14 protein-coding genes are annotated in these 12900 nt (G+C 39.7%); 3 read left to right on the top strand and 11 right to left on the bottom strand.

Annotated elements, in window-relative coordinates; genetic code table 11:
- Positions 1-187: 187 nt before the first annotated feature.
- Positions 188-955, top strand: coding sequence for a sporulation protein (locus MKY80_RS08860; RefSeq protein WP_342532597.1), 768 nt, complete (start codon positions 188-190; stop codon positions 953-955).
- A gap of 82 nt (positions 956-1037) precedes the next feature.
- Positions 1038-1712 (top strand): HAD family hydrolase, encoded by a 675-nt coding sequence (locus MKY80_RS08855; RefSeq protein ID WP_342532595.1) that lies wholly within the window; start codon positions 1038-1040, stop codon positions 1710-1712.
- A gap of 160 nt (positions 1713-1872) precedes the next feature.
- Here the strand turns inward: MKY80_RS08855 and ptsP are convergent, their stop codons facing one another.
- The 11 genes from ptsP to MKY80_RS08800 all read right to left on the bottom strand — a co-directional run bounded on the left by ptsP (position 1873) and on the right by MKY80_RS08800 (position 12436).
- Complete coding sequence (gene ptsP / locus MKY80_RS08850) at positions 1873-3585, bottom strand: phosphoenolpyruvate--protein phosphotransferase (RefSeq protein ID WP_342532594.1); 1713 nt, start codon at positions 3583-3585, stop codon at positions 1873-1875.
- On the bottom strand, positions 3582-3848 hold the full coding sequence (locus MKY80_RS08845; protein ID WP_008175794.1) for an HPr family phosphocarrier protein: 267 nt from the start codon (positions 3846-3848) through the stop codon (positions 3582-3584). The genes ptsP and MKY80_RS08845 overlap by 4 nt, the downstream gene beginning before the upstream one ends.
- On the bottom strand, positions 3848-4549 hold the full coding sequence (locus MKY80_RS08840; RefSeq protein WP_090001888.1) for a glucosamine-6-phosphate deaminase: 702 nt from the start codon (positions 4547-4549) through the stop codon (positions 3848-3850). Before MKY80_RS08840 ends, MKY80_RS08845 begins: the two co-directional genes overlap by 1 nt.
- Before the next feature lie 25 nt (positions 4550-4574).
- Entirely contained in the window at positions 4575-5285 is a 711-nt protein-coding gene (locus MKY80_RS08835) for an SIS domain-containing protein (RefSeq protein ID WP_008175792.1), read from the bottom strand.
- 30 nt (positions 5286-5315) lie between these two features.
- Positions 5316-6470, bottom strand: coding sequence for an N-acetylglucosamine-6-phosphate deacetylase (gene nagA / locus MKY80_RS08830; RefSeq protein ID WP_089985166.1), 1155 nt, complete (start codon positions 6468-6470; stop codon positions 5316-5318).
- 97 nt (positions 6471-6567) lie between these two features.
- Positions 6568-8517: an N-acetylglucosamine-specific PTS transporter subunit IIBC gene (nagE, locus tag MKY80_RS08825; RefSeq protein ID WP_342532592.1), complete on the bottom strand. Its 1950-nt coding sequence runs from the start codon at positions 8515-8517 to the stop codon at positions 6568-6570.
- Between the two features lie 174 nt (positions 8518-8691).
- Positions 8692-9630, bottom strand: coding sequence for an ABC transporter permease (locus MKY80_RS08820; protein ID WP_107921858.1), 939 nt, complete (start codon positions 9628-9630; stop codon positions 8692-8694).
- A complete protein-coding gene (locus tag MKY80_RS08815; RefSeq protein ID WP_008175788.1) occupies positions 9608-10528 on the bottom strand; it encodes an ABC transporter ATP-binding protein in 921 nt (306 codons plus the stop codon). Before MKY80_RS08815 ends, MKY80_RS08820 begins: the two co-directional genes overlap by 23 nt.
- Before the next feature lie 43 nt (positions 10529-10571).
- Positions 10572-11294: an ABC transporter ATP-binding protein gene (locus MKY80_RS08810; RefSeq protein WP_008175787.1), complete on the bottom strand. Its 723-nt coding sequence runs from the start codon at positions 11292-11294 to the stop codon at positions 10572-10574.
- A gap of 9 nt (positions 11295-11303) precedes the next feature.
- Positions 11304-11660 carry a GntR family transcriptional regulator gene (locus MKY80_RS08805; protein ID WP_008175786.1) on the bottom strand — a complete coding sequence of 119 codons (357 nt, stop codon included), beginning with the start codon at positions 11658-11660 and terminating at the stop codon, positions 11304-11306.
- A complete protein-coding gene (locus MKY80_RS08800) occupies positions 11657-12436 on the bottom strand; it encodes a hypothetical protein (protein ID WP_008175785.1) in 780 nt (259 codons plus the stop codon). Before MKY80_RS08800 ends, MKY80_RS08805 begins: the two co-directional genes overlap by 4 nt.
- A gap of 208 nt (positions 12437-12644) precedes the next feature.
- Here MKY80_RS08800 and MKY80_RS08795 point away from each other — a divergent pair, with 208 nt between their 5' ends.
- Positions 12645-12857 (top strand): hypothetical protein, encoded by a 213-nt coding sequence (locus MKY80_RS08795; protein WP_008175784.1) that lies wholly within the window; start codon positions 12645-12647, stop codon positions 12855-12857.
- Positions 12858-12900: the final 43 nt, after the last annotated feature.

The following is a 12900-nucleotide window of genomic DNA, read 5'->3' as shown; positions in this document are numbered from 1 at the left end:
CAAAGTTTGTCTTTTTGTTGGTAGAGGCATTAATACGAATCTACACATAGAAAGCGGTTCGTTCCGTTTGGGGTACTGCATCCCCTTTTGGATTTTCAATTAGTATGGTGAAAAATTTACGAGTCTTGAAACCTTTTTTCAAACTGTGCGTATGTATAGCTAACAATGTCCGTAGGAGGAATGTAGAATGTCTTTTTTTCATAAAGCACTAGCAAGTTTTGGCATAGGTTCAGCAACAGTTGATACAAGGTTGGAAAAGGATACTTATCGAGCTGGGGAAGTCATGCGAGGGGAAATCATCGTGCGTGGCGGTCAAGTTGAACAACAAGTGGATTCCATCTATTTGTCCATTAATACGACATATGTACGAGAGTCAAATGATCATAAACATACAGAGGTGGCCACTCTACAAAAAGTCAAAGTGACAGAGCCTTTTACACTAGCTGCTAGTGAAGAGAAGGTCATTCCCATTTCGTTGACACTGCCATTTGAAACACCGATTAGTGCAGGCAAAACGCAAGTATGGATTCAAACTGGACTCGATATTAAAAACGCAGTTGACCCAAGTGACAAAGATTATATTCGTGTCGAGCCAACAAGCCTTGCAGCGCAAATACTTGATGCTATAGGTCGATTAGGTTTTCGTTTACGAGAAGCAGAATGTGAGCAAGCCCCAGCTCGCTTCCGTGGGTATTATCCATTTGTACAGGAGTTTGAATTTGTACCAACAGGTTCCTTTAGAGGCCATTTAGATGAACTTGAAATGGTCTTCCTGTCCCAGTCCAATCATTCAGCAGAAATTCTTTTACAAATTGACCGCAAAGTAAGAGGCATTGGGAGCTTCTTCGCAGAGGCTTTAGAGATGGATGAAAGCTACGTTCGAACAACAATTACGCTGCACGATTTACCGACGCTTCCAGAAAAATTCCAAAAAATTATTTCAAAGCATATATAATTTCACTAAAAAGTAGTTGAAGAGCACTTCAACTACTTTAGTTTTTCTTCTAGCTCCTTTTATGAAGGTGAGGTTTTATTGTATGGGAATAAAAGCGGTATTATTTGATTTAGATGGAACTTTGTTAAATAGAGATGAATCTGTAAAATTTTTTATAGAGTCGCAATATGAGCGACTAGGTATGACATTGAATCATATTCCAAAAGAAAGCTATGTGTCTCGTTTTATTCAACTAGATAAGCGAGGATATGTTTGGAAGGATAAAGTCTATCAGCAATTAGTGCAGGAATTTAATATAGTAGCTCTCACTTGGGAGGAGCTTCTTCTAGATTACATCAATGAATTCAAAAATTATTGTGTCGCCTTCCCAAATCTAATTAGCCTATTAGAACAATTGAAAACGGATAAAAATCTTCTAGGAATCATTACGAATGGTTATGGTCATTTTCAAATGGACAATATTAAAGCTTTAGCCATTGAGAAATATTTTGATGTGATTTTAGTTTCTGAATGGGAGAATATTAAAAAGCCTGATCCCCAACTATTTATGAGAGCTTTAGACAAGCTACAGGTTTATCCTCATGACAGCATTTTTTTAGGAGATCACCCTGAAAATGATGTGAAGGGTGCTCAAGCTGTTGGCATGAAAGGTATTTGGAAAAAGGATGCTCAATGGGATCATGTTGAGGCAGATGCCATCATTGATGATTTGTCAGAATTACCTTCCATCATCGACTATTTAAACCACAAACAATAAAATGATAGGCAATGGCCAACGAGAAATAGACTATCGGTGGCTTTTGTTATTTTCGTTCTTCGTTCTATTTCATTAACAACAAAAAAGACTGTAGATAACTCAACATTTTTTGAGTTCATCTACAGCCTGAACAACCCTCTAGATGGTTTTGAGCATAAAGTTATTTTACTGCTTGCTTTACTTTTTCCATTACTTCTTCAGCTGTTGCACATTGTAATGCCTCAGCGGCTAAAGCTTGCATGTCCTTTACAGACAAGCGCTTCAATAAAGAACGTGTTTTCAAAATGGATGTTGCGCTCATTGAAAATTCATCTAAGCCTAAGCCAAGCAATAAAGGTACTGCTAGCTCGTCGCCTGCCATCTCTCCGCACATCCCTACCCATTTCTGTTCTTGATGGGCGGCATGGATAACCATTTGAACCAAGCGTAAAATAGCTGGATTATACGGCTGATATAAATAAGATACTTTTTCATTCATACGATCTGCAGCCATTGTATATTGAATTAAATCATTTGTTCCAATGGAGAAAAAGTCCACTTCCTTGGCAAAAACATCAGCCATCACTGCTGTAGCAGGAATTTCCACCATCATGCCTATTTCAATGTGAGCATTAACATCCTTCCCTGCTGCTACTAGCTGTTCTTGCTCCTCTAATAAAATCGCTTTAGCCTTACGGAACTCTTGAATAGTCGCAATCATTGGGAACATAATTTTTAGGTTGCCATAAACAGATGCTCGCAGTAAAGCGCGTAATTGTGTACGGAATAATTCCTGTTGCTCTAAGCATAGACGAATGGCGCGATGACCAAGGAATGGATTCATTTCTTCCTGTAGTGGTAAATACGGTAAGTGTTTGTCTCCACCAATATCTAGTGTACGAATAACCACAGGCTTACCTTGCATTCCTTCAAGAACCGTCTTATACGCTGTAAATTGCTCTTCCTCAGATGGCAGGTTTTCTCGGCCCATATATAAAAACTCTGTTCGATATAAGCCAATTCCTTCAGCCCCGTGACGCAACACGCCCTCCAAATCGCCTGGAGAGCCGATATTAGCGGCTAGCTCTACATGGACACCGTCTTGAGATACTGTTTGTTCGTTTACTAAAGTAGACCATTCTGCTTGTTGAGTATGATAGCTTTGTGCTTTTTCTTGATAGCTGGCAATCACATCTGCCGTCGGATTGATCAGCACTTGACCTGATAAACCATCCACGATTAACAAATCTCCATCTTGAATAGTCGTCGTTGCTGCTCCAGTTCCGACTACTGCAGGAATCTCTAACGAACGGGCCATAATCGCTGAATGAGAGGTACGGCCTCCAATATCAGTAATAAAGCCAAGAACAAAATTACGATCCAATTGAGCCGTCTCTGAAGGAGTCAAATCATTGGCTACAATAATCACCTGTTCACTAATATTACTTGGGTTTGGAATATGTACACCGAGTAAATGTGCTAAAATGCGGTTTGTCACATCTTTAATATCGGATGCACGTGCACTCATGTATTCATCATCCATACTTTCAAACAATGCCACAAACATTGATGAAACTTCATGTAAGGCAAACTCTGCATTGACCCCTTCGTCAGCTACTTTTTGATGAATAGGCCCAATTAATTCTGGGTCATTTACCACTAATAAATGCGCGTCAAAAATGGCTGCTTCCTCGGCACTGAATTTTTTTAATGTTTGCTGTTTAATCGCCACTAGCTCCTGCTCTGTTTTGGCAAGGGCAGCAGCTAAACGTGACTGCTCCGCCTGAACATCTTGAACCTTTGTTTGGCTAAATGTTAAATCCGGTTGTACAAAACGATACGCTTTAGCAATGGCAATGCCGTCTGAAGCGGCAATACCAGTGAAATGTGTCATTGTGCAAGCCCCATTTCTGTCATTAATGTTGCTAATGCCTCAAATGCTTGCTCTTCATCTTCCCCCTCTACATAAAGTGTAAATTGAGAACCTTGCTTTAATGCTAATCCCATTACGCCAAGAATAGATTTTAAATTTGCTGCTTTTTCTTCCGTACGCACTTCGATAGCGGAAGTGAATGGCGTAGCCTTTGCCACAAGCTGGCTCGCTGGACGTGCATGAATTCCTAAAGGATCGATTACTGTAAATTGTTGTGTTTTCATTATTTATTCTCCTCTACTTGTAAGTCTGTTAAGATGATGACATTTGGATGTTTGGATAAAACACTTGCTGGAATTTCCTCTGTATAATCAGTGGCCAGCACACGTTCTAACACCTCACGCTTAGTTTCTCCCACTGCTAATAACAAAATGCATTTTGCGCGCATAATAGATTGAATCCCCATAGTGAACGCTTGCGTGGGCACTTCATCAATCGAAGAAAAGAAGCGAGCATTGGCTTGACGAGTCGATTCCTCCAATGTCACAAGATGTGTCAAGGATTCAAATGGTGTACCGGGTTCATTGAAACCAATATGGCCATTTTGTCCGATACCAAGCAATTGAAAGTCTAAGGAATGTTGTTGTAATAGGGCTTCATAGCGAGCAGCTTCCTCTATAGGATCAGCTGCTAAGCCATTTGGTAAATAAGATGCCTGAAATGGTTTTTCTTGAAATAAATGCTGATGCATATAATAGGCATAGCTTTGCTCATGATTGGCCTCAAGCCCTACATATTCATCCAAATTAAAGCTGATGCAATTCGAAAAATCAATATCCGTTTTACAGATTTTAGCATACAACGGTTCCATCGTTCCACCAGTAGCTAGCCCGAACGTAGTGGACCCATTATTTTTAGCCTCTGCTATGATGGCTACTGCTCGTGCATATAAATCTTCTTTTGAATCAAATCTTTCTATGTTCACCACATATCCTCCTTTTCCTAAAGCCTTAAAAATGAATGCGCTGACCATATTGATCAATAAGCTCATCATTATTGGTGTTACCTAAGTTACTGCTAGCAAACACTGGTAAGCTGGCGCCTTGTTCATGTAGAACTTCAATGATTTGGGCGAATAGAGCATTTAATAGCGCTGCACCTAACACTGTAGATACAGGTCCATATTGCAACTCATCAACTGTTAAAACCCCATCCCCTAATGGGACATGCGTATTTAGAACGTCATCTACGATATTCTCTAAACGTTTGCCTGAAGGGTGGCGTGATGGCTGATGTTGATAGGCCAATGATTGCAGTGAGATTGTATGCGCACCTGCTTCTTTTGCGTAGATTGCCATATCAATAGGCACTGGATTGTTGGCAGATGTTGAAATAATGATACAAACATCTTTGTCATCAAACTGTAGCTGATCCTTATAGGAGGCTAAAAATGCTTGCTTCTTTTCATTTTGTGAAGATTGCCGTGCTCCTTGATGTAGCATTAAGGATTCAATGTGAATCGGTTTGACAGGGACTAAGCCACCAGCCCTGAAATAACATTCTTGTGCTAATAACATGGAATGGCCTGAACCGAATAACTGGATAATGCCTCCCTGTAAGAGTCGTTTGACGATTAACTGAGCTACATGGTTAATTTGTTCATTTTCTTGTTGTGCCACCATTGTTAAATAGCGATTGACTTGTTGAAAATAGGTATTCATGATCTATCACCTTTTCATTTCAAACGTTTCTTACAAATTGTTCGCATGCATACTGATTTGGCCAGCTTTAATCGTTTGATGTAGCAGTAAATGTTCATCCACAATCACTGCATCCGCATCATATCCTTCTATAAGCTGTCCTTTGTTCGTTAATTTTAATTGCTGGGCAGCATTATAGCTGGACATTTTCACAAGCTCCTCCAATGTACAATTGGTAATCTGACGCATATTTCGTACAGCTTGATCCATTGTTAAAATACTACCCGCCAGTGAACCATTCGATAAATGGGCTCCTGATTCTGTCACATGGACCAATTGACCACCTAAATCATATTCACCGTATGGCATACCCTTCGCTCGCATCGCATCCGTTATTAAAATAATTCCGTCTGCCCCCTTCAAGCGATAAGCCATTTCCACAGCTCCTTCATGCATATGAATAAAATCAACAATCAGTTCAGCCTTTATGGCATCTATTAGCAAAACACCACCGACCACACCAGGATCACGATGATGGAATGGACGCATTTGATTGTATAAATGTGTCCCCTGAGATGCACCTAATTGTACAGCTTCTTGCATTTGCTCAAATGTAGCATCGGAATGACCAATGGATACAATAATTCCGTTTTCAGAAAGGCTTTGGACTGCTGTCATTCCATTAGGTTCTTCAGGTGCTAGCGTAATTTGTTTAATTTTTTGACCACTTAATGCTTGCCATTTTGTCATCACTTCTACATCTGGCAGGACAATATAATCCAGTGGCTGAGCTCCTGCCCGTTGCTTCGATACAAAAGGCCCTTCAATATGAAGGCCAAGTACTTCCGCTTCATCTGACTTTGGCTGGAATTGTGCTACATTGGCGATGGCCCGTTCGATATTGTCAAAGCTTTGTGTCATCGTAGTTGCTAAAAAGCTGGTTGTACCTTCTTTTAATAGTGATTTGGCCATGATATGTAACCCTTCATCGGATGCATCCATTGTATCCATTTTGGCAGACCCGTGAATATGCATATCAATAAATCCTGGCAATAAAAACTTACCTGAACCATCTAATTGTTCAACGCCCTCCACCTCAATATGATGGGCAACCTGAGCAATTTTACCGTCCGTCATCCACACATCCATCTGTTCATCTCGACCACTCGCATTGACCACTGTGATGTTCCGAATTATTAAACTCAAGAAAAACATCTCCTCATCTTGAACAAGGGCTGTTGAAAAGGTATCCATATGCAATATCATTGCCCATGTATTCCTCCGCAAACAGCCCCATGAATTGTTACTTTTTCATTGAAATAATATTGGTAGAGCCTGCTCTTTGGTAACCTGATTTTCCTAGCGTAATCTCTTGCCCCATTAGGCTAGTGAAAACGACAGGAGTAATAATGGAAGGCACTTGTTCCTTTATTTTAGTGATGTCTGCTTTTAATAATGCATCCCCACGTTTAATTGTTTGACCGTCTGACACAAGCATGTCAAAGCCTTCACCATTAAGCGTTACAGTATCCAATCCGACATGAATTAATAATTCTAATCCTGTATCTGATTTTAAACCGATCGCATGCTTCGTAGGGAAAATCATCACCACTTGACCGTCAAACGGTGCATAAACAGTTCCATCTGTCGGACGAATCCCAAAACCAGGACCCATCAGGCCAGCAGAGAATGCTTCATCCGGTACTTCTGATAACGGTAATAAATCTCCCGTCATGGGCATTTCAAAATCATGGAAAGTTGTTGTTGCTTCACTTTTTACTTGTGCTGTCGCTACAGGCAGTTCCGTCGGTAATTGGGCATTAGCTGGTGCTGGGTTGCCTTTTTGCAGACGGTCTTTCATAGCCTCCGCTAAAAACTCAACAGATGTTCCAATAATTACTTGTACATTGGTTTTACTAATACGCATAACACCTCGCGCACCTGTTTGTTTCAATGTTTTTTCATCCACGACGCTAGCATCCTGTACGGACATACGTAAGCGAGTCGTACAGTAATCTACTTGCTGAATATTATCTTTACCACCTAATGCTTCAATTGTGTAGTAGGCACGTAAATCGATATCATCGGAAATAGCTGAATGTGATTCCCCATCTTCTTCATCATCATCTTCACGTCCTGGTGTTTTTAAGTCCAGTTTTTTAATTAAGAAATAGAAGACCACAAAATATATGGCCCCAAAGCCTAAACCTAATGGTAGAAGCAGTAATGGATTATCCGCCAAGCCTAAATTTAGCAAGTAATCAATTAACCCTGCTGAGAATCCAAAGCCATCACGGAACCCAACCACATAGGCAACCGCAAGCGAAATACCTGTAAGGACTGCATGGATACCATAAAGTACTGGTGATAAGAACATGAATGAAAATTCAATCGGCTCCGTAACACCTGTTAAAAAGGCAGTTAAAGCGATAGATACGAACATCCCACCAACGATCGGACGCTTTTCCTTTTTCGCTGTAAAATACATCGCAAGACAAGCCGCTGGTAAACCGAACATCATAATTGGGAAGAATCCAGCTTGGAAATGTCCAGCTGTTGGATCACCTGCTAAGAAACGATTAATATCCCCTTTCACAATTTCTCCCGCCGCATTCGTAAATTCACCGAAGTCGAACCAAATAACCGTATTGATTACATGGTGAAGACCAACTGGTATTAATAGACGGTTGAAGAAACCATACATCCCAACACCAAGTGATCCTGCACCGATCATCCAATTGCCGACAGCATCAATACCGCCCTGAATTGGTCCCCAAACGATCGCTAAAATACTCGCTAAAATCGCCATAGTGATGGACGTGATAATTGGTACAAACCGTCGTCCACCAAAGAATGATAACCATTCTGGAAATTTCACATTATAATATTTGTTATACAGTAAGCCTGCCGTAATACCGGCAATAATACCGCCAAACACACCCATATTTAATTCTTCATTAACCGTCCCTAAAACGGCTACTAGTACGAGGTGTGCAATCGCACCCGCAAGAGCGGCTCCCCCACTGCTATCATGTGCTAACCCCATCGCAATACCAATCGCAAAAATAATAGGTAAATTGCCTAGTATAGCATTTCCAGAAGCGGCCATAATACTAGCAATATACTGAATGGCTTCATTCGGTACTGCTCCAAGCATATCCCCAGAACCTAAACGCAAAAGCAAGGCTGCTGCCGGTAATGTCGCGATTGGAAACATAAGTGACTTACCGATTTTTTGTAAGAAAGCAAACATTCTTTATCCCCCTTTGGTATAGTTGTCTAGACCACTTTTATGAAAAAAAAGCGTTTTCATTAAGTTGCTATTATTATAGGCGCAATTTGAAAAAAAATAAATACTTTTTTAATAATTCATGATATAAAAAAAACCGTACCCCAATAAAGCATTAGGGCACAGTTCTTATTTAAATTATGCAGTAACATCTCGTTTCATAAAGGATGTATAACTAATCACTAGGAAGATTACGGCGTAAATAGCTAATACAGTTAGCGAGAATGGCATTGTCATATCTGGAACCATTAAAATATCTTTTTCATATTGAGTTAAATCTGAATGTGTTAGCCAAATGTATTTTACGATATCGTATCTACTTAAGAACATGACAATCATGCCACCTGTAAATGAAAGGAACATTGTTAAGCCGATTGCTAATGAGCTAGAACGGAACACTGAACCAACTAAAAAGGCAAATAATGTAGACATGACAAAATCACCTCCAGATAGTAGATAATGATAAGCTAAATCACTCCATACTGCCTTTTCAGCCACCTGACCATTGACAATTTCTAATTCCACACCTGAGCCTATACCAAATAATACCAAACCTACAATTGCACTCACGACTACGTTTACAGCCACTAAAAACAAACCGAATAAGAAGGTCGTCAATAGTTTAGACGTTAACACTTTCGCACGGGACATCGGGCGAGTCAACAGCATTTTTATGGTACCTGTTGAAAATTCACTGGAGACAATACTTGCGGCTGTAATCACCGTAAATAAAGTGACAAGTGTTAGCATATTGCTTGTAAAGGACATAAAGCTTGCAAGGCTGTTATCTTTTTGACTCGGCGCATCATGGGCTAAACGGTACTCCGAAATAGCAATTTGCTCTTCAAAAAATGCTTTGTCTTCCTCGGATATATCCTCCTCAGCTAGCATTGCCTTATTATTTTGGATAGACTGCTGCTCTATCTCCTGCCATGATCCCTCATCTGACGATTTACCCTCATAATATTTCATGATGCCACCAGGAACTAGAATGACAAGGACAAGCATAGCGACCATTGCCCACGTCCCTTTTTTATGCCATAATTTCATCCATTCATTTTGAATTAGCTTCAGCAATTTGTCCGCCTCCAGTCATTTCTAAGAATTGATCCTCTAATGTTTTCTGATGTGGCTGTACGGCAAATAGCTGCATACCTGCTTGCACAAGCCCTAACGTCAATGCAGGAACATCTTCTTTCTTCAATTCAATTACATAGCCTTGATTCACTGCCTCAAACTTGTAATCATGTTGTGCCAGATGGGCAGAAACCTGCTCTTGTGGCTGTGCTTCCACATAGTAGAACGACGTACTTTCATTGTGAATTTCACGAATGTCTATCAGTTTCCCATTTTGTATTACGGCTACTCGATCACACATTAATTCAATTTCAGATAATAAGTGACTGGATACAAAAACAGAAACATTATCTTCTGCCGCAATTTTGCGAAGGTACATACGGAATTCCCGAATACCAGCAGGGTCTAAACCATTCGTTGGTTCATCTAATATTAGAAATTTTGGTCGATGTAATAGCGCCTGAGCAAGCCCTAGTCGTTGACGCATACCAAGAGAATACGTTGCAACCTTCTCATGGATACGATTTTCTAGACCCACCTGTTTAACGACTTCCATGATTCGTTCTTTTGTAACATTTTTATGCATCCGTGCAAAATGCAATAAATTTTTATAGCCCGACATAAATTTATACATTTCTGGATTTTCGACAATCACACCGACCTTGCTAATCGCTTCCTCATAATGCTCCTGTAGAGAAAGCCCATCAATGATTACCTTGCCCTCTGTTGGATGCATGAGACCTGTCATCATACGAATTGTCGTTGTTTTCCCTGCTCCATTGGGTCCTAAAAAACCTGTAATTTGTCCTGGATATAAATCAATGTTTAATTGTTGTATTAATTGCTTTCCACGAATGGTCTTCGATAGATTTTGCAATTGAACAATTGGTTCTGTCATATTTATTCACCCTTTCTTTTTTGTTACGGCTAAGCCTTTATCGTTAAAAGCTATTGCGGTCTGTGTCATTAGTAGAAGGACGATAAAAACCTTTCATCCACTCAACCGCATCTTTATTGGTCACATCACGCAATGTCTCTACATCTTCATAAGCTGTGATAGAGCCCGCTTTTAATAAAATTATTTGATCTAAAATAGGTTCAACCTCATATAATTCATGTGTAGACAGCAAAATGGTTTGATTTTCAATGTCCGTAAATTGAATTAAACCTTTAATGAGCTGCTCTCGCACAATAGGATCTAGCCCAGCAAATGGCTCATCCATTAAATAATAAGGAACTTCTCGGCCCAGTGTAGCAGCCATTTTCATACGACCACGATTCCCTTTTGATAATTGACGTAGCTTCGTATTTTTATCCACCTGTAAAAATTCTGCTACGATACAAGCCTTGTCATAGGAAAAGTCTTCAAATTGAGAGGCGTAGTGCTGAAAAAGCTGTTCACCCGTATAATAATCAAAAAACAAATCTGTATCTGGTAAGTAAGCAATTTGGTCCGCACTCCGTCGGGAAATGGGTTGACCATTCAATACTACTTCACCAGTTGAAGATCGTAGTAAGCCCGCTAAAACTTTGAGAAGTGTAGATTTACCACTACCATTTTCCCCAACTAGCCCAATTATCTGTCCAATAGGAAAGGAAAAGGATATATCCTGTAAAATGGGCTTATTCTTATACTGAAAAGAGACATTCGATAGCTGTAACATTCCTTCACCTCACGCTTTATTTTTTAAAACAATGAGCATTTCTTCTTTAGAAAATCCCAATGCCTCGATGGATGTTAAAAAACTTTCGGCTAACTTATTTTTCATATCATCCCGTAACACTTCAATGCGTTCCTCATTGGTCGTAATAAATGTGCCCTGTCCTCGTTTGGTTTCCGTTATATTCATTGCCTCTAACTCCTTATAGACTCGTTGCACCGTGTTAACATTGACACCCGTTTCGACTGCATATTCTCGAACAGAGGGCAGTCGATCCCCGAGCAATATGTGCCCCTTCAAAATGTCCCCGCATATCCGATCGACAAGCTGACTATAAATCGGTTTATCACGTGAAAAATCCATCGTCATCGTAATACCACCTTTTCAAGCCACTTGGATGCCGCTAAAAAGAGCAGCACGATGAGTAATATAGAAGCAACTTCTTCCACAACATAAATAGAGCCTAGCCTCCATTCCATCGTTGTCGCCGCTCTTACTTTGGGTAGAAATGGTTCTAATTTGCTTAACGAAATGGCGCCACGTTGGAAAACCGTTTCATAAAACGGACTCTCCGTTATTCGTACCCAAGCAGATGTTGTTAAGCCAAAAGCCACCATCGTCAACACAATGGAAAAACGCCCAATTACATGCTTCAATTGCAAGTAAAAAGCTAAAAAGAACAACAGTAAAACAAATAGCATAAATTGGAAAATAGTTAATCCAATAACGATTATTACTAAAACAAAAATGATTTGTCCAATATTTGCAATAAACTCTTCTTTTAGATGAAAGAGGGCAAAACTCACAAAGAGCGTATTAAAAAGCGCATACCCTATTAGTGAACAGGCTATCTTTGCTCCAATAAGCTTTGTGATGGAACTAGTGGAATGGAGCCAACTTTCCTTAGCTTTAATATCCAAACGCATACTCGCTAAAAATTGTAAGACGGAATAAAATCCACCTATAAAAAGGACGAGAAGTGTAAAGGCAAATGCAAGCTGATTTTCTTGAGCAAAGAGATCAACAAATTGATGCAATACATAGGGAACGATCCAGGAAAGCATAATGCCCGAAAATATTCCCATCAAAAACCATGAGCGATAAAGTACCCATTCTTTTTTTAAAAGTCCTACAAAACTTTTCATGCTCAGCACCTCGTGTCATAGTGTACTAGTCAGATATTACACTATGACTTCTTGATTTTCAAGTGCCAAATACAAGAAAAAGGAAGATAGAGCCTCATTTGATTAGAATGAAACCTTTAACCTGTATAGCATAGGGACTTCACGCATCAATTTAGTAAAATCACAATACATTGAGAGCACACAAAGACGAAGAAAAGGTGATAGTGGAATGGAAAAAAGGGTGCTATTTGATTTTGACATTGAGTTCACAAATGGAGGGGGCATTCAAGGACAAAAATTCCGCCTTGATATTGAAGGAGATGACATATCTGACGAAGAGTTAGCTCAATATATTGTAGAAGATATGAGGTTGCTAATGGTTGACAAAGTAAGCATTCTTAACAAGAAAATTATTAATGAAAAACATAAACGACAAGATTAGTCCAACTCAGACCTCTTAATGCATTAAAAAAGAAGAGCCCTCT

It is taken from the genome of Lysinibacillus sp. FSL R5-0849 (assembly GCF_038595075.1).
Lineage (GTDB): Bacteria > Bacillota > Bacilli > Bacillales_A > Planococcaceae > Lysinibacillus > Lysinibacillus fusiformis.
Note: the sequence above shows the minus strand (reverse complement) of the source record. Positions and strands in the feature narration are given on the sequence as shown.